Annotated in this window: 13 protein-coding genes; 5 read left to right on the top strand and 8 right to left on the bottom strand. The window is 59.5% G+C overall.

The features are described from left to right. Nucleotides 1-425: helix-turn-helix domain-containing protein (locus CLG85_RS19280; RefSeq protein WP_260349881.1), on the bottom strand; the 425-nt coding region annotated here is incomplete at its 3' end. Between the two features lie 649 nt (nucleotides 426-1,074). Between CLG85_RS19280 and CLG85_RS19275 the strand changes: the two genes are divergently transcribed. The 4 genes from CLG85_RS19275 (at nucleotide 1,075) to CLG85_RS19260 (ending at nucleotide 7,845) form a co-directional block, all read left to right on the top strand. Continuing rightward, a complete protein-coding gene (locus tag CLG85_RS19275; RefSeq protein WP_095881098.1) occupies nucleotides 1,075-3,189 on the top strand; it encodes a GumC family protein in 2,115 nt (704 codons plus the stop codon). A gap of 1,008 nt (nucleotides 3,190-4,197) precedes the next feature. Next, nucleotides 4,198-5,214: a glycosyltransferase gene (locus CLG85_RS19270; RefSeq protein ID WP_260349883.1), complete on the top strand. Its 1,017-nt coding sequence runs from the start codon at nucleotides 4,198-4,200 to the stop codon at nucleotides 5,212-5,214. A gap of 153 nt (nucleotides 5,215-5,367) precedes the next feature. After that, nucleotides 5,368-6,630, top strand: a complete 1,263-nt coding sequence (locus tag CLG85_RS19265; protein ID WP_141244446.1) for a lipopolysaccharide biosynthesis protein — start codon at nucleotides 5,368-5,370, stop codon at nucleotides 6,628-6,630. Nucleotides 6,631-6,699: 69 nt separating this feature from the next. Further along, on the top strand, nucleotides 6,700-7,845 hold the full coding sequence (locus CLG85_RS19260) for a glycosyltransferase family 4 protein (protein WP_095881101.1): 1,146 nt from the start codon (nucleotides 6,700-6,702) through the stop codon (nucleotides 7,843-7,845). 216 nt (nucleotides 7,846-8,061) lie between these two features. Here the strand turns inward: CLG85_RS19260 and CLG85_RS27820 are convergent, their stop codons facing one another. Together CLG85_RS27820 and CLG85_RS19255 are read right to left on the bottom strand one after the other, a co-directional pair. Next, on the bottom strand, nucleotides 8,062-8,367 hold the full coding sequence (locus tag CLG85_RS27820) for an integrase core domain-containing protein (protein WP_141244447.1): 306 nt from the start codon (nucleotides 8,365-8,367) through the stop codon (nucleotides 8,062-8,064). 280 nt (nucleotides 8,368-8,647) lie between these two features. Beyond that, nucleotides 8,648-9,595, bottom strand: coding sequence for a glycoside hydrolase family 16 protein (locus CLG85_RS19255; RefSeq protein WP_176476491.1), 948 nt, complete (start codon nucleotides 9,593-9,595; stop codon nucleotides 8,648-8,650). Nucleotides 9,596-9,609: 14 nt separating this feature from the next. On the opposite strand from CLG85_RS19255, the gene CLG85_RS19250 reads away from it, so the two are divergent. Continuing rightward, on the top strand, nucleotides 9,610-10,152 hold the full coding sequence (locus CLG85_RS19250; RefSeq protein WP_260349880.1) for a hypothetical protein: 543 nt from the start codon (nucleotides 9,610-9,612) through the stop codon (nucleotides 10,150-10,152). Between the two features lie 999 nt (nucleotides 10,153-11,151). Here CLG85_RS19250 and CLG85_RS19245 read toward each other — a convergent pair. The 5 genes from CLG85_RS19245 to CLG85_RS19225 form a co-directional block, all read right to left on the bottom strand. Beyond that, complete coding sequence (locus CLG85_RS19245; protein WP_176476492.1) at nucleotides 11,152-12,519, bottom strand: polysaccharide biosynthesis/export family protein; 1,368 nt, start codon at nucleotides 12,517-12,519, stop codon at nucleotides 11,152-11,154. Nucleotides 12,520-12,690: 171 nt separating this feature from the next. Continuing rightward, nucleotides 12,691-13,113 carry a hypothetical protein gene (locus CLG85_RS19240; RefSeq protein ID WP_260349879.1) on the bottom strand — a complete coding sequence of 141 codons (423 nt, stop codon included), beginning with the start codon at nucleotides 13,111-13,113 and terminating at the stop codon, nucleotides 12,691-12,693. A 135-nt stretch (nucleotides 13,114-13,248) separates the two neighbouring features. Next, nucleotides 13,249-13,929, bottom strand: a complete 681-nt coding sequence (locus CLG85_RS19235; RefSeq protein ID WP_095884208.1) for a YjbF family lipoprotein — start codon at nucleotides 13,927-13,929, stop codon at nucleotides 13,249-13,251. Further along, a complete protein-coding gene (locus tag CLG85_RS19230) occupies nucleotides 13,908-16,079 on the bottom strand; it encodes a YjbH domain-containing protein (RefSeq protein WP_095884207.1) in 2,172 nt (723 codons plus the stop codon). Before CLG85_RS19230 ends, CLG85_RS19235 begins: the two co-directional genes overlap by 22 nt. A gap of 320 nt (nucleotides 16,080-16,399) precedes the next feature. Further along, nucleotides 16,400-17,104: a helix-turn-helix transcriptional regulator gene (locus CLG85_RS19225; protein WP_260349878.1), complete on the bottom strand. Its 705-nt coding sequence runs from the start codon at nucleotides 17,102-17,104 to the stop codon at nucleotides 16,400-16,402. Between the last annotated feature and the right edge of the window lie 368 nt (nucleotides 17,105-17,472).

Raw genomic sequence — 17,472 nt, 5'->3', positions numbered from 1 at the left:
CGCCGGCTGGGCAGGTGTCGCGCCAACTCTTCGGCACGACCCTCTGGGCCATAGATATGGGCGTAGATGGTCTCGTGGCTGACGGTCACGGGCAGACCTTCGAAGCGCATCCGGCCGGCGATCTGCTCCGGTGACCAGCCAGCCTTGAGACCATGCTCGACGGCAGCTTTGAGCTCAGGGTGCTGAATCATCTTGCGGTGAAGGGCGCGGCGCTTCTCGCTCATGGTCTGGGCATTCAGCGCGTAGTATCCCGCGAACTCGGGCAGGTCGCCGCCGTCGAAGTGATTGCGCTTCAGATCGCGGTAAATGGTCGAGGGGGCGCGGCTCAGTCGATCCGCGATCTCTGGGATCGGCATCTTGGCCTCACGCCACTTGGCAATCTTGATCCGTCCCTCGAAACTCAGCTGAAGGTAACACCGACCCATCCCACATCCTCCATGCAAACTTCTGTTTTGATACAGAATTTGCACTTCGTTTGTGAATCCACCCCGCTACACACGCAGAAGCGTATAATGCGATTTATGATCAAAATTCTCCCTCAGATATGTTCAAGAGCTCAGTTCGCAGATGCGCCTGCAGCACTCACGAAATTATCTATTCTAGCAGTGCATCGAATGTGCGAGGTCACACTAGCATTACATTCTTGATGCACAGCAGTGCAGATCATCGGTGAATGACGGTCGACCAAATCTACTCAGGGTAGATTTGTCTTGTAAGGAAAGGCTTCGAGAGACGACCTAAGACTACGCTCAAAAGATGAGCAGCTAGTTCGAAGTCATCCCATGTTGGTGCGCTGGGAAAAGCTGCATCGATCCTTCTGAGAACTAGGCAAGTTCCTAACACATAAAGGTCTTCCATATTTGAGAAAACCGTGCATTTACAAACACAAGCACCTCAATGCAAAGACATCTCACAAGTGGCTGGCGCAAATGAACTATGCACCGAAACCCCCACGACTGACGCGAAACAGCCGACCGGCACATCGGGTTAGACCTTGCCGTCAATCGTGTTAAAGGAGACTCACTTTTCCCGGGAGCCGTCGGGCTCAAGACTTGGAGTGACACGTTGAGCGACATGAAACGTATTGAGCTGAGCCAGCGCGCGGCATCTGTTTCTCAAGACGAGGATGTCATCGATCTTGGAGCTCTGCTCGGGTCGCTGTGGCGGGGCAAAGTTATCATCATCTTGGCTTTCGTCGCAGCGGTGCTGCTCGGGGGCCTCTACGCCTATGTGCTAGCCACGCCAATGTACCGCGCCACCGCTGTGGTGATGCTCAACAACCGCGAAGAGCAGGTCGTCGACCTGGGCAGCGTCATGAGTGGCCTCGGGTCGGACACCACAGTGATCAACACCGAGGTCGAGGTGCTTAAGAGCCGGGTTCTGCTTGGCAAGGTTGTCGACAAACTCGAACTGACTACCGATCCCGAATTCAACGCCTCGCTCAAGGCGCCGAGTACGATTGATCAGCTGAAAGGCTTCTTGAGCTCCTTGGTGGCCCCAGCCGGGGAAACCGAAAGCAGCGGAGACGCGAGGCAGCGTGAAGCCACGATCGATGCGCTTCTGACAAGCATGACGATCAAGAACGTGTCCCAAAGTCTTGTCTTCCAAGTGACCGTCGAAACCACCGATGCGGCGAAATCGGCCAAAATCGCTGATGCTCTGGTGGATCTCTACATCCTCAACCAACTCGAGGTGAAATTCGAGGCGACCGAGCAGGCGACGACCTGGCTGACCGAGCGGGTCACCGATCTGCAGGTTGCGCTTGAGGAGGCTGAAGGCAAGGTCAAGGACTTCCGCGCAAGCACACCTCTGGTCAGCCCCGAGGCGCTGGAAGGGCTCGAAATCCAAGTCAAGGACACGCGCGAGCGGATCACCAGCATGGAGACCGCCCAGGATGCCGCCCGGGCCCGGGTCGCCGCGCTCGAGGCTGCACAGACGCCGCAGCAGCAGGCGGATGCCACCAAGGATCTGCAGCTTCAGCGCATGCTGCCGCGGGTTGACGAGCCGGCGATCGCCGAGAGTTTCAGGACGCGCTTCGAGCAGCTTTCTGCCCGCGCCCAAGCCGAGCTGACGCGCAACACCAGCCAGCTCGCGGCGCTTCAGAACTCTCTTGCGGAGCTCGAGCGGCAGACCGAGCAGCAGAGCCAGGATCTCATCACCTTGCAGCAGCTCTCCCGCGAGGCCGAGGCCAGCCGACTGCTCTATGAATACTTCCTGTCGCGTCTCAAGGAGACCTCGGCTCAGCAGGGCGTTCAGCAGGCGGACAGCCGGATCATCTCGCCGGCAGTGGAGCCGGTGCAGGCCTCAGCGCCGCGCAAACCGCTCATCCTGGCGATGTCGGGCATTCTCGGCCTGATGCTGGGCGCCGCCTTCGTGCTGATCCGTGAAGCCCGCAACCGCGCCTTCCGCACCGCCGAGCAACTTGAGGGCACCACCGGCTACGCCACCATCGGCCAACTGCCGATGATCAAGGCCAGCCGCCGGAAAGATGCCATCGCCTATCTCAAAGAGCGTCCCTCCTCGGCGGCGGCGGAGGCGGTGCGCAACCTGCGCACCTCGGTCATGCTTTCCAACGTCGACACGCCGCCCAAGGTCATCATGACCTGCTCGGCGCTGCCCGGCGAAGGCAAGACCACGGTCGCAATGTCGCTGACGCTGAACTTCGCTTCGATGGGCAAGAAGGTGCTGCTGATCGAGGGCGACATTCGCCGCCGAGTCTTTGGCCAGTATCTGACCACCGAGCAGACCGACGGCGTCGTCTCGGTGCTGACCGGGGCGAAAACCTTCGACGAGGTGGTCACCCATGACGATCTGGTCGGCGCCGACGTGCTGCTCGGTGACAAGGGCCAGTCCAACGCCGCGGACATCTTCTCCTCGGTGCGCTTCGCCGAACTCCTGAAAGAGCTGCGCAGCCGCTACGACATCATCATCGTCGACACGCCGCCGGTGCTGGTTGTGCCGGATGCGCGGGTGATCGCCCAGCACGTCGATGCCACGGTCTTCGTGGTGAAATGGGACCAGACCCAGCGCGAGCAGGTGATCGGCGCGCTGCGCGAGTTCGAAAGCGTCGGCAAGCCCGTGAGCGGCCTCGTTCTGAACCAGATCAGCCCGCGCGGCATGAAGCGTTACGGTTATGGCAACAACTACGGGCCCTATTCCGCTTATGGGGCTAAGTACTACCTGAACTGAACCGCACTGGAACCATCCGGTGAAGACTCCACCGCAAGGCGTAGCCAAGAACAAGATTTCCTTGGCGCGCCGAAGTATAAAGCCACGGATCGAAAACTTTACAAATTTCCAAGACCCGTGGCGCAAAAAAATAGGGAGAAGTCTATAATTACCACTCCATACTTCCCTCTCTAATGGACAGGCGGCTTCTCTGAAATCAACATCTTGCGAACAATTTATGAAATCAGATTATCAAAGTAAATTACGTAATTTTTTAAATAAAATCATCACCTATTTAGGAAATATAAACCGACTCCAGATATAAATGTGATTTTGATTGACAAGTCACAAAATTAATTAACACAGACAATCTCCACTCATCCACCTCAACTCCGTGGAGCTTGAAACACATTCTTTGCCTGACCCAGCCCAATCGGATAATCTCCGACATTCCTCCTTCCATCTTGAATTTTTGCGTTCCCACCTTGGCGCATCGCGCATCGTCGGGAAGGGGGGCGCCGCATCAAGCTCTTGTGATACGACCATAATCCAGGCGGTTTTGAGCTCACCATCAACAGCACATCCATTTCTTCATTCATTTGAAGTGAGATCATTACGCAATAATATCATCCACCATACCCGTCGCGCCTGCATTTTATGCAAATCCTGCGAGCTATGGATGCCTGTTGATGAGAAATTGGTCACATCCATGCTGCACGTGGATCGGTAAAAATTGAGAGCCATCCGTTAATTATTTCATCAAGTCAAGCACGGCGCGGAGCGTCAATGGTCTTTGTTCTCGGCCAAGGAGGAAAAAGGGGAGGATATGCTCTTGGACACTGGGGTACAGCATGTCATAAGGGTAGACGCTGAAATTTTTGTCCTGAGAGTCTGACTGAAGGAAGTAGATAGTGGTTTTCCTCGCTTTGAGCCTCCTGTGTTTCGCGGTTTTTCTGTATCCCTTTCTGATTTACCCATTCCTGCTCGCACGCCTTCCCAAGCAGCCGCTCTGTACGCCGCGGGAGAACGCTGTTACCAGTTTCACGCTGGTTTTTTTGCGCATACAACGAGGAGAATGCGCTTCCGGAAAAGCTCGGTAATATTCGAGAGCTGAAGGCTCGCTATCCGGGACTTGAGGTCTTGGGGTATTCCGACGTGTCGGAGGACAGGACGCTGGAGATGTTGCAAGCCGCCGAGGCTGAAGGGCTGTTGACGGCGGTGCCCGCCACCGAACGACTTGGCAAGGCTTGGGGTATGCGGCAACTCGTGGCTCGCGCGACGGGAGATGTCGTAATTTTCACTGACGCCAATGTCACTCTGGACCTGGATGCGATTGATCATCTCAGCATCTATTTTTCGGATCCACAGATCGGTACCGTGGCAGGGCACCTACACTACCTCAACCAGTCAGACAGTGCGACGGCCGATGTCGGCAACCGTTATTGGACGCTTGAAGAACGCATTAAGGCGTTGGAAAGCCAGACGGGATCAACTATGGGGGCCGACGGGGCAATTTTTGCGCGACGCCGGGCCGATTATCCCGAGGTCCCTCCACATCTTCTAGACGATCTCACCGCGTCGATCAGCCCTCTATTCGATGGTTATCGCGTGATTTCAGCGCCTGACGTGGTCGCCTATGAACGTTTGACTACTGACAGCCGTGACGAATACCGTCGCAAACGCCGTATTGCCTGCCGTGCCTTCAACACGCATCGTTATCTCGCGCCACGGTTGCGGGAGATGTCGGGCATGGATCGTTTCAAGTATACCTCCCACAAGCTGTTGCGTTGGTTCAGCCCAATGTTCCTCGCTATGTCGGGTGGTTGCGCAATACTCGGGCTGTTTGATGTCATGGGGATTGCCGGACTGGTGCCACTTCTGACCGGTAGCCTTGTAGCCTACGTGCTGTGGAAGCGCGGCGACGCCAGGGCGCAAAAAGCCGGAGAAATCATTCTCGCGCTCTTAGCGACGGCGCATGGCATATTCGAATCCCTGCAGGGAAAAGCATATCAGACATGGGCTCCGGCGCAGAGCCGGAACATATGATGGGAAGAAGGGGGAAGCTGGTCATCAAGACAACGCCCTGCAGCTGCTTGTAACGAGCATGACCACACCGCCCGTCGCGCTTGACCAAAGCGCAACCTTGTGTTGCGTGTCCTTTTGATACTCTACAACCTCCGCCAGTTCAACGAGGGAATAATGAAGCGATATATCGTCGCGATAGGCGCGCGATACGGAGCTCTCGCGATCCAGTTCATACTCGTGCTTCTGGTCGCGAGGTCTTTGCCGCAGGCTCAGGCCGGACAGTATTTCGTCTCCTTCGGGCTAGTCGCTACGGTTTTCTGTTTGGCTGGTGTTGGACTCCCGGACGGTTTGGTGAAAAGTGTCGGCGAGGATCTATCGCGCCAGCGGGCAGATCGGGTCCACGATGCCATCGTGAAGAGCGGAATCATCAGCGCAATCACCGCACTGACGGCCTGCGCCTTGGGCAGCCTCGTTTTCCTCGCGACAGGCGCGCAGGGCGACTATGTCCTTCTGACCGCCGTCTGGTGCTTCCTTTACGGCATGATCTTCTATGCGGCGCAGGCCCTAGTCGCCCTACGTTCCGCCGGACTCGGAGCTTTCTTCTTTTATAGTTCGACCAATATGTACCTGCTGATGACATCGGTGCCTTATCTGCTGTTCTGGCGCGATCCGACGCTGACGGGGCTCATGTTCTGCACGATCACAGCGGCCACCTTGTCGCTGGTCACCGCTCTCGTCTTCTTGTCCAGGGCGCTTTCGCCCCATACCGGGCGTGCAAAGGCCGATCTCGGACCAGCTTTCCGGACCGGGAGCGTCATAGCGGTGTCGCGCATGTTGCAGGCGATGATCTACTGGATCCCCGTATGGGTCTGCGGCGCCCTTCTGGGGGCCGCAGATGCTTCGGTCATTGCGACCGCCGGGCGGCTTCTGATCGCAGTCTCCGCCGTGATCGCAGCCCTGCGCTTTTCCGTCCGCCCCGTAATCGTGGCAGCCGCCGCGGAAGGCGACTGGCCCGCCATCGAGCGCACTGGGCGTAAGATTGCCCTTTTCACGACTCTTCTGACGCTGCTGGCCATGCTGCTCATGGCCCTGATCGGCAAGCCGGTTCTGCTATTTCTCCTCGGTGAGGAATACGCGGCCGCGTGGGGGGTTCTGTTCGTCCTGATTTTCGGTGCGCTGGGGGAAGCCTTCGGTGGACCGGTCGACGAGGTACTAAAAATGACGGGCCACACCACCGCCGTCTTACTCGGGCTGTTGGTAACGGTTGTTCTGGAAACAGCGCTGGCCATATTCCTGAGCCCGCATGGCACCCTGGCCATAGCCACTGCGCAGGCGACTGCATTTTGTGCCATGTACATGTATCAAGTCCTCTACCTACAACGCAAAAGAGGGATCCTCATCATGCCTCTGAGCGGCAATGCCTTTCGGAAAGCGTGACAAGGCGGAGCTGGCCTCCAAGGGTCCCCATGCGCATATCCGCACAGATCAACGGAGAATTAGTCTTTCATGAAGGTTCTGATCATTGCCAAGGCCTACCCCCCGGATGTCGGCGGAGTGCAAAGCTATAGCGAGTTCGTGGCACGGGCCTACCTTAAGGCCGGCGTCATCCCTGTCGTGGTCACCTCTTGGGAGGGCCGCCGGGGCTGGCACGAACGGAACTACCCCGAGGGAACCATCAGCGTCCTGAACTTGGGCATGGCCTCGCAGCCCATTGTTTTTGCCCGCATGTTGATCTCTTGCGGCAAACTCTGCCGAAAGGAAAATTTCGATTTCTTTCACTCTACCACATGGCGGCCTGCCCTGGCGATCCTCCCTTGGAAGGGCAAAACTCCGGTCGTACTGACCGTCCACGGACGAGAAGTTCTAAATTATCCCGCAATTATGAAGACAGCGATGTCTCACGTCCTCCGAACTACTGATCTTCTGGTAACCGTTTCGAACGCAAGCATGGAAATGGCGGAAAGCGCTCTGTCCGGCGCGCAGCCAAGAGGCGAATGGGAGGTAGATTTTAACGGACTTTCCTACATCAAGGAAGCCACCGACTTCATGCGCCCGAGCCGAAACCCAGAGGATCTCGTTCGAATTTTGTCATTCGCCCGCTTGGTGGAACGCAAGAACGTGCAGGGTTGCCTGCGGGCCTTGGCCATTCTTCGTGATCGCGGCATAACGAACTTTCACTATACCGTCGCTGGCACTGGACCCATGCGGGAAATGCTAACGGCGCTGATTGACGAGTTAAACTTGCATTCCTTTGTTACGATGTCAGGATATGTCAAAGACGAAGACATCCCGAAGCTATATCGCGGAGCAGATATCTTCCTGCACCCTCAGACAGCGCCAAGTGGTGGTCTGGACCTGGAAGGCTTCGGCCTGGTGATCGCCGATGCAATGTCCTTCGGAGCAGCTGCAATCGCTGGGGTGGCAGGCGGCCCGAAGGACTTTGTCAAGCATGGGGTAAGAGGTCTTATTGTGAACGGCGAGAATACCGAAGAGATTGCCGCCGCCTTGGAATCCCTGTTGACCAATTCGGAAAAATTGGATCGTCTCGCCGGTGATGGGCGAACGTGGGCCCTGAAGACCCTATCTTGGGATCGGCACGTCACCCAAATCTTGAATAATCTTCGTCGCCGCGTATTGATCAGCGCAACCTAGGCCCCATGCTCGCAGAGCGAGCTGACTGGGGCAACAGCCTCTCCCGCAGCATTCTCTATTTAAGGGTTGCGCCGGATGGCCCGGTGCCGAGCCTCAGGAATGGAGGAGAGACCAGATGCAGGATGGCATGTTCATAGGGCTGGATGTCCACAAAACGACAATTTCAGTGGCCGTCGCGGCAAGGTCCGCAATCACGGAGTTCTAGTAACTAGACAACTATGAGGATGTTTTGACCCGGCAGAATTTGCTCAGGTTAAGTTGATAATCTGAATGCCTCGGTGGGTGGACCATGGCAAGTGCCTGATGAGAGCGGCGGTTGTTGTAGAATGCGATCCAGTCACCGATGGCTGAAGGGCTATCGGAGCGATGCCGACGCACGCATTGTTCCTTTAGTACCCTGACAAAGCGCTCGACCATGCCGTTCTGCTGCGGGCAGTGAGGAGTGATGAATTCCTGCTTCAGGCCGTAATTGCAGACGATGATCGTGAAGTGGTGGCTAGTGAAGGCGAGCCCATAGTACATCGGGAACCGACACTGCCGACAGGTGGTTATGGGCACGCACGCAGCTCACCACACAGCAGGGCTGTGTGGTCATGACCGAGCCACGTGTCAACAGTGGTTTTGAACAACCACACCGCTGAGGAGGCCGGCTATGCCCCCCTTCCACTCTACTCCGGCGACCTTGCTGGTCGCCTGTGTGGGGTGAATCGCGGCTCACAGGTCAGCCGCAGAAGGGCATACGGCCTTACAAAATGTGCAGCGCACGATAAGTGGATTCTAAAATAGATTAACATATCCCATATCAACTAGGGCAGTTAGGAGAATTGTGATAAACGCGAACATAATCCACAAGCATTTCATCGCTCATCAAAGATTTTGCAATGTCTTTCTGTGGAAGATACTCGACACTAAATATTAGATATTGTTCGACGTCGCTAACGGGGCCATAGATTTCTGAAGTCACCCGGCCATCTATATAAAATATGTATCCATCCGGCGCCCAAAGCATACCGAAAGTATGCCAAGTACCTGGCCTCAAATTTGGGCGGACGCGTTTATGTATCTCCTTGTGGTGTTTCCCATATCCATCCCAGTGGATGGCGTGGTTCGTCCAATCCGAAAGAATGGGATTGGATCGGGCTATGAATTCAAAGACATCGATCTCGACACCACTCTCAACGGGATTTCCAATTTCTCTCCCAACGGTAGGCGTTTGCAACCAAAATGCAGACCTCACATAAGGTGATGATGTAAGCTTCACTCGTGTTTCAAAGTAACCGTATTTCGTGAGGAATTTCTCTCCGGTACCTACCATTCCTATGTGAACCTGCCCACTTCGACGTTCCGCCTTCAGCACCAGATATCCGACCCCATCGACAAACGCCTGTTTCTCGGATACGAACGCTCCTTTTCTGGGGCCAAGAGCTCTATGAGCCCAATATTCTCCATTGAGATCAAGCCCGTTGAATTCATCGGACCAAGCAAGCTCGCACCCACCTTGCCGGGGAAGGCCGAGAGAAACTTCCCCGAAAACAACTGAAGCAGATTGGAGCGTACACAGCGTCACTAAAGCGGAGAGGGTCAGAATGCCCGGCCACCAACGTTCTCGGCGGGATTGTCCGTCTATGAGAATAGCCCTTCGAACAGCATGGGTTGCTCTTACTACACTTGAGCGCCGCGCACACTTTGCCTGACGCGCGAGTGTCACTTGGACTTCGCCGCTATAACGTTTATAGTACAAGATGTTCACGGCCACACTCCAGCATGAGCTACAGAAAAATTATGGCCAATATGCCATCAACTTGGAGCCGAATCCAAGTTCTGAACGAAAACTCACGGAATGAACGTCTCGGCAAGTCCGTTGACGCAGAAGTTATGAGCTCCCAGCTAGGCTATCTCAGCTGGACATCTCTCACCTTCATCGGCGTCATGTTACTCTCGACATTGAAAGCTGTCGGAGCAGAAACTTTAGCGGACGCTCTTCTAGCAGTTTCCAGCATATTGATGGCTGGTTCTGTGATTTACAATCAAGGCCTGCGAAAATCTCTCGGCGCAACTGGATTCTTCTTTATACTGCTAACTTCGATATATTTAACTTGGACAATAATTTCTCCATCAGTCATTGGGGTAAAAAATACAATTGGAGTACTTATTAGCGCCGCAGTATTCTTTTATTTTGTCAGCAAGGCAAATGATGCGGTGCGCTCCTCAAACGTTCCTACGTTTCTAATTGGGGGGGGCGTTAGTAGTAACCGCCGCGGGACATATTTCACAGGGCGTAGCAAAAAAACACGCTTAGTGGCCTAGTAGCATATCCCATTCTAGCGGCTGGCGCCATCTTAGTTTCTCGAAACCCGAAGAGAGCAAACTTGATAAGTACTTGCATTTTTATGAGCGTGACTCTGATTGCATTTAGCTTAGACCACAGAGCGCTTGCTGGGCTGGGCGCTGTTGGAATCGTCACATACTACTTATGTCAATTTGCACCATCCTCTATAGTCAAGTATGGAATTTTGATCACCCTAGCCGCATCAATTTTCGGACTGATCGCTCTTTATACTGGAATTCTTGGATTTGATATTAGTGTTTTCAATGAAATTTTTGTAAACTATACTGGCAGAAATGCGGTAAGTGGACGGCAGATCATTTGGCCAATTATCATTTCGTACGTATCTCAATCCCCTTGGTTCGGATTGGGCTCAGGCGCAACTTTCTCTCAGCTTTACGCATCTGAATGGAGTGCGCATAGCTACTATATTCAAGTCTACATGCAGACTGGAATATTTGGCCTCTCAGTCCTCATAGCACTCATGGTGAGCATTTGGAAATCTATCGGAAAGATAAGAAGGAGAGACCCGCTCAGTTGCTACGCGACTTCTGTCTTTGCATTACTTTTGATCCACATGTCACTCGAGGTATTCCTAATGCAAACAAACCTGATGATAGGATTTGGCGCCTGGATGGCTGTTGGACTCTGCGTTGGGCTCCTTCGTATTCCCGACCGTAAACTCAAGCGACGCCTGAGAATTAAGATTTAGTGCTGCACCTAGAAGCAACGCCTCAGAGGCTTCCGACATAATGTTACGCCCTTTCTTCATTTGAATACATGCAACGCGATCAATCTCTGGTATACTTTTGATGGGGGCTGGCAGGTTAAGAGGCATGAAAGAATGTACCGGCCTCGCCAATATGGCGAGCAGCACTTATTATAAGTGCCACTCACTGATTGCCGCTGAAAATTAGAAACCCCTTCCGGCTTTGCAGCCGGAAGGGGTTTGCTTTTGGAGAAGCTCTGAACTTTGAAGGTCAGTTCAGCTGCGCCGCGGTCGAGGTGATCAGCGACGGGGTGATCTGCGTCACCACGCGGCTCCAGCGGGTCACCGGCTGCTCTGCCACGAAGACCACGTCATTGGGGCGCAGCTCGAAACGCGTCGCCAGCAGGAAGTTGGCGGCGTTGCGCCCGTCGAGATGCCAGGCGGTCAGCGCGCCGAACTCGCGAGGGTCGGGCGAGCCGCGCAGCACGTAGATCTCCGCCACGTTGCCGGTGCGGGTCGGCACGCCGTCGTTGGAATAGAGCGCGTCGGCCAGCGTCGCGGTGCGGCCGAAGGGCAGCGGGTAGCGCGCCTGCTTGTTCACTTCGCCGGTCAGGTAGACGTAGTCGCGATCGACGGAGTCGAGCTCGAGCCGGGTCATGTAGTTCTCGCGCTCTTCGGCCAGCGCGCCGCGGCGGATGTTCACCTCGGCGTTCAGCTCGTTGAGCGCGGCGATGCGCGCGTCCTGGCGGAACTCGGCGAGGCGGATACGCTCCTCGAAGTAAGCCTGGGCCCGGTCGAGCGTGTATTCGGTGTCAACGAAGACCGCGTCACCGTTGGTCAGCTGCACTCGTGACAGGCGGCTGCTCGAGTAGAGCTCGCGCAGCGGGATTTGGTAGATCGTGCCGTCGCGGTAGATGCGTACCGAGGCGTAATCCAGATCCTCGGCGGTGATCCCGCCCGCCGCCGCCAGCGCCTCGTCGAGGTAGAGCGGAGTGAGAGTGATCGGCGCCACCGCAGGCTGCGCCACGGCGCCACCGATCGAGACCTTCTTGGAGTTGAACTCGGCAACCTCGAGGCTGAAGGTCGGGTCGATCTGGTTCTCCACCAGGCGCTGGAACAGGCGGTTCTCGGCTTCCTCGAGGGTGGTGCCAGCAACCTGCACGCGGCCGACGTTGGGGATCGCGATCGCCCCGTCATCCTGTACGGTGTAGCCTTGCCGGGAGTTCGAGGCAGCCAGCAGCCCGGTCAACTGCTCGACCGTCGAGCCGGTCTGCGGCGTGGCCAGCAGCAGCACGTCGCCGATGCCGATCGTATAGGGCGCGTCGGGCACCGCCGGCGGCACCCGGGTCTCGAGCATGTCAGGGCGCGGCTGGTAATCCACCACAGGGTCGGGCACCGCCCCGGCGCCGCGCTGGGTGCTGCCGCCGCCGGCATTGGCGAAGAAGACCGCCGGCAGCTCCTTGGGGCTGTAGCCCGAGCGGTTCGCCGCCAGCACGGTTTCCGGGGTGATCGCCAGCACCCGCACCTTCGAGGCGCTGGCGCTCATCGGGTTCACCGATGGCGATTGGTAGGCGACGCCGCAGCCGCCCAGCATCAGAAGGCCGGTCACGGCCAGGCTGCTCAAGGCCTTTTTGCCCATGTTCTTCCTCGTGAAGATTGTGTTCTGGCGGGGTCAGGCCCCTTGCGCGCAGATTAGATGGATTTGCCCCGACAGGCCATGCGGGAACCCATGAAAAAGGCGGACCCTGCAAAGGTCCGCCCGATTTCGTCTCAACCTGTGGCGGAATTGACGACCCGCCGCTCAGGCGCCTCAGTTCGTGCCCGAGGTTCCGGTCGTGGTCGTGGTGCCGGGCTTACCCTTGCCCTTGTCACCGCCGGAGGCAATGGAGGCGATCCCGCCCACGGCCAGCGTGCCGAGGCCCGCGGCCAGGAGAGTGCCCGAGATACCGGCAAAGCCCGCGGCGCCCAGGCCGGCAAGCCCGACGCCACCGCCAATGCCCGCCCCGACGCCAGCCCCGGCACCCACGCCGGCCCCTACGCCACCGCCGACACCTGCGCCCGCACCCGCGCCACCACCGGCACCGCCGCCGCCAAGACCCGCGGTCTGCGTGTTACCGACAGCACCACCGCCTTGCGCAGCCGCACCGCCAGCGCCGATGCCCTGAGCACTCGCAAACGAAGTGAACGCGAGAAAGCAGGCCGCTGAAAGCCCCGTCATGGTCTTCATGGTCATAGCTCTTCTCCTAAAGAAACTTACGGTCCCAAAGAAACTTACTGGCAGCGTTAGCAAATTCGTTTTGCCGAGGCAATTTCAATGACGCGGGGCAAGGTGAATTGTCATCCCGCCGCCATCTTCCGTGCCTGGGGATCAGTAATCTGCCCAATTACTCAGCCGCTCGTAGGTCAGATGGCCAACCGCCGGGCCGACCCATTGTTCCGAGCGCACGATGTCGCCGGAAGCGGCGATCCAGTAGCGATTCTCGAAATTCTCCTGCGGGCCGGTGCAGCGCTCGTCCACCCGGGTGACCTCGAGCTGGCCGAAATAGGCCGCGGCGACGTCCGGCGCGCGGCTGTAGTCGCAGATATAGGCATGCACCACGAGGTGGTTCTCGCCATCGAGATAGCGATGGATGCGCTCGGCCGGCCCCGGCGCCCCGGCCAGCGCCGCGCGCACATCGCGCACATCCGCCGAGATAAGGTCTCCCCCGGCCGCGCGCGTGGCGATCAGAACGCCGTCCTGCAACACGATCGCCTCGTTCGAGGGCGAGAGCCAGGAGGTGCTGTCGCCGTTCCGCGTGTCCTCAACGAAGACCACTTGGGTGCCGCGCTGCGGCAGGGTGGCGAAAAGCACCGGTCGGCCCGCCGCCGCCACCATCTGCGGGGTGATCTGCCCGCGGATGTCCTGTTGAGGCTTGCCAAGGTCCGAGACGGCCGTGCCGAGGTCGGCAAGATAGCGGACCATGTTCAGATCGCTGCCGCAACCGGCGAGCAGCGCGAGGGCAAGCCCGGTGAAAAGCGCGCGCATCTTCATCGCCAGAACCGTCCCCATTGTGACTGCAGCTCGGGCTGCTGATACTGGCGTACCTGCTCATAGAGTCGGGTGCCGACGTTGAGCCGCGCGCCGCCGTCGCGCAGCACCGGGCGCAGCGCCCGCGAGATCGTCACGTTCGAGCGCTCGCCGGTGATCGCCGAGAACGGCACGTAGAAGCGGATACCCTTGTCGAAGGAGCCCTCGCCGAAATCGTCGAAGGAGACATCGGTGAAAGTGGCGAAAGCGCCGATGGTGATGCCGTTGTCGAACTCCCGATCGACGCCGAAGGTGGCGCCCCAGTCCTTGGCGAGGTAGCGCCCCGCGTCGACCTGGTAATGGAAGTTGTTCGGCGCCTTGTAATAGGCCGAGGCATGACCGGTCACCACACCGTAATCCATGAAGCCGAAGCCTTGGTCGTATTCGCGCTGCTGCGCGTAGTTCACCTCGAGCCCGAGGCCGAGGCGGCTGTCCACCGGCTTCCAGAGGACCTCGCCCGAGATGCCGCCGTACATCGGCTCGAAATAGCCGGCGGTGACGCGCGCGAAGACATCCTGCCCGGGGCGGAAATACTGCGTCGCCGTCAGGTAGTTGAGCGTCGGATCGTCGGTCTCCTGGTAAAGCGTGTTGTCGGTGCGCACATGCGGCAGGATCGAATTGGAGGGCCGGACGCCGGCGCTGTTGGAGGTCAGCTTCTGGCGCACGGCGCCTTCCAGAACCAGGCCGGGCACCGGCTCGATGCTGCCGCGCAGTTGCGCGCCGAGGGTCAGGGTGATCGGCTGGCGCGGGTCGAAATAGGAGGAGGTGAGGTAGGGCGCCAGGGACCATTCGTATTTCGGGAAGGCGCCTTGCGGGACGATCTGCCCGGCGTGTTCGGGCAGGGCATCCTCGACCTCGGCGCGCGCGTAGCTCTGCCAGGCGCCATCGGGGGCGTATTCGAGCTCCTCGAGATCGCTGCGGTTCAGCTTGATCCGGCTCACCGGCAGGCCGGTGCCGGTGACGAGGGTGATCTCGAAGCGCTCCACCGAGGCGGGCATGAGTTGGCTCATAATCCGCGCGACCCGGCCCACCGCCTGCGCCTCGGACTGCTGCGCGCCGGTGCGCACCTCCGCCCGCGCCACATGCGCCTCGACGCCGAAGCGCTCGAGCTCCATGTCGTCGGCCTCGAGCAGGCCCTTGAGGGTAGTCCGCAGGATCTCCGGAGCGTCCGGCTGCTGCGTCCAGCCAAGATCCACCGCGCTCTGCGGCGGGCGCAGGAAGACGGGCTTGGGTGCGGGGCCAACGCCACCGGGATAGCGGGTCGGGGTCTTGGGGTTGAACGTGTAGCTGAGCTGGGCGGCGAGAGTAGAGCCGTAGAGATAGGCGGCGCTCAGGTCGAGCCCGTCGGTGAGGCGGTAGCTGAAGCCGAGGTTGATAGGCGAGTTATGCTCGAAGCCCATCCTTTCGGATTCGGAAACATAGGCGTCAGAAGAGTACTCGGCCGAGAGGAGCAGCCTATCGTTGACCGCATATTGCAGACCGCCAAAAAGGGCCGCATCACCCCGGAACCATTGCCCGAAGTCGACCCGGCCTGTCTGCTCGACGCCTGTGGCACCCTCCGGTCGTGTCTCGAACCGATCACTCAGGATGCCCAGCGGATTGCTGAAACCGTTGTAGCTTCCGAACCGTCCCCACCCGATGCCTCCTGTCGCCCTCAGGCGACCGAAGGTTTTGGTCGCGACAAGGTATTCCCCCGCATAGATGCCGGTGCCACCGAAATCCTGCAGACCCAAAGTCACGGCAGGTGAATAGCGCCCTTCCTCCGCAAGCAAGAACCGCAGGTCGAAACTGCGGTCGTAATAGTCTTTATTGTTATACCCATCCAAACTCACATACCGGAACACCCCCGACAGCCGCGGTGTGATCTGGAAGTGCAGCGTGCCGCGAATGGTGTCCTTGAAGGTCCCGACCGACATGCTCAGGTCCGCGTCCCGCATCGGGTGCGCGGTCGGCATGTCGACGATCCCAGGCACGCCCATGTAGTTGAGCGTCGGGCGCGACCAGGGGTCTTCCTGCGGGATCGCCGGGCCCGCGGTGAGGGCAAGCCCCAGCCCCGCGCACAGCCCCATGGTCAGCGGCACCGCGCCCCTGGGTGTCCGGCTGCGTCGCAACCCATGTGTCGGAACTGGCATTCCGGAACTCCGCCTCTGTCAGAACGTCCCCGGCCCTGTGCCCGGGAGGGGGCACGCGGCCGCTGCCCGAAGATCCGGGGCGCTCCATTCTTGTGTTGCGCGCACCATCGCCGCGTTGGGCGGAAAGTTCAAACACTCAGCCCCGGCGCGCGCCCCCTCCCCGCGAATGACCGTGTCCGGAATCCCACAAGGCACCGGCGAAGGGACACGGCCTGCATGGAATTTCCGCAACGCCGCGCGGACCCGGCGATTTTTCGCCTGAACACCCGCTCCCGACACAGGGCTGACACGCGCCGCCCGCCGGTCAGCCCCTGCCCCGCTCACCCCAGCCAGACCGCGCTTGCCAGCATCCGCCGCACCACCCCGGGCTGGCCGCTCACCCCCATCCGCGCGAAGAGCTGCTTGGAGCAGCTGCGCGCGGTCTCCTGCGTCCAGCCGAGCTCCGTCGCCGCCTCCGAAAGGCTCAGCCCGTCGCAGAGGCAGGCGGCGAGCCGCGCCTCGCTGCGGCTGAGGCCGAAGGCGGTAGTGAGCCGGGCCAGGGGCAACGCCCGGGCCGAGAGGGCGTGGCGCAGCCGGCCGACCAGCAGCGGCTCGCCCGCCGGGGCCTCGCGCCGGAGCATCAACTCGACCCGCGGCGCGCGCGACAGCAGCACCGGCACCGGCAGGGACGCCCCCTCCCCGGCCTTCGCCAGCGCCAAGCGCAGCGCCACGGCCTCGGGCTCGGGAAGGGGCAGCCGCCCGTCGGCGCGCAGCGGCAGGCCCATTGCCTCGAGCCGCTCCGCCAGCCCCTCGGCCAGGGCGGTCACCTGCCCGGCCGGGGAGAAGAGCAGCCAGCCCGCACCGAGATCGCCGGCCAGCCCGCGGTCGAGCGCCGCCCGGGCGCGCGCCTGCTGCAGCTGCCGCCAACCGCCCAGGGCGAGGCCCGAGATAGGGGGTGAGATTGGCCAGGCTGCAGGCCGTCGACGGCGCGGAAATCCTCGCCGCGGCGGCGCAGGCCAGCAGGACGCGGGCACCCGGGATACCACCAGCCCCGCCGCGGCCGATGCGCCAGCGCAGGGCGCGCAGGGGCAGCGCCTCGCCCTGCCCCGCCGGCCCCGGGTCCGGCAGGTCGACCTGCGAATAGACCCGGCCGCTGCGCATGCGCTCGACCACGCTCTCGGGCGGGCCCTCCCAGGCCGGGCCGATGTGCCAGCCCGACACCGGGCTGCCGGGCCAGAAGAGCCGCAGCAGTGCGCTCTCGGCCTGCGTGGCGGCAGAGAGTTGGGCGAGGAAATTCTGCCAGAGGCTCTCTTCACTCTCCGTGGCCTCGCCCCCAGACGTGCCCATGGATGCGGCAAAGAGCGCCGCGAGGATCTCACTTTCGCCCGACATGTCCCGCCTTCTCGCCAGATAC

The organism is Alloyangia mangrovi, from assembly GCF_002300555.2.
Taxonomy (GTDB): domain Bacteria; phylum Pseudomonadota; class Alphaproteobacteria; order Rhodobacterales; family Rhodobacteraceae; genus Salipiger; species Salipiger mangrovi.
The sequence above is the reverse complement of the archived record's forward strand: the minus strand, read 5'-3'. Positions and strand labels throughout refer to the sequence as shown.

Bases quoted from the DNA above. Each gene is read 5' to 3' on its own strand.
- CLG85_RS19275 (WP_095881098.1), top strand. From the start codon at position 1,075: ATGAAACGTATTGAGCTGAGCCAGCGCGCGGCATCTGTTTCTCAAGAC.
- CLG85_RS19250 (WP_260349880.1), top strand. From the start codon at position 9,610: ATGAGCTACAGAAAAATTATGGCCAATATGCCATCAACTTGGAGCCGA.
- CLG85_RS19235 (WP_095884208.1), bottom strand. From the start codon at position 13,929: ATGGGGACGGTTCTGGCGATGAAGATGCGCGCGCTTTTCACCGGGCTT.
- CLG85_RS19245 (WP_176476492.1), bottom strand. From the start codon at position 12,519: ATGGGCAAAAAGGCCTTGAGCAGCCTGGCCGTGACCGGCCTTCTGATG.
- CLG85_RS19230 (WP_095884207.1), bottom strand. From the start codon at position 16,079: ATGCCAGTTCCGACACATGGGTTGCGACGCAGCCGGACACCCAGGGGC.
- CLG85_RS19240 (WP_260349879.1), bottom strand. From the start codon at position 13,113: ATGACCATGAAGACCATGACGGGGCTTTCAGCGGCCTGCTTTCTCGCG.
- CLG85_RS19260 (WP_095881101.1), top strand. From the start codon at position 6,700: ATGAAGGTTCTGATCATTGCCAAGGCCTACCCCCCGGATGTCGGCGGA.
- CLG85_RS27820 (WP_141244447.1), bottom strand. From the start codon at position 8,367: ATGTACTATGGGCTCGCCTTCACTAGCCACCACTTCACGATCATCGTC.
- CLG85_RS19265 (WP_141244446.1), top strand. From the start codon at position 5,368: ATGAAGCGATATATCGTCGCGATAGGCGCGCGATACGGAGCTCTCGCG.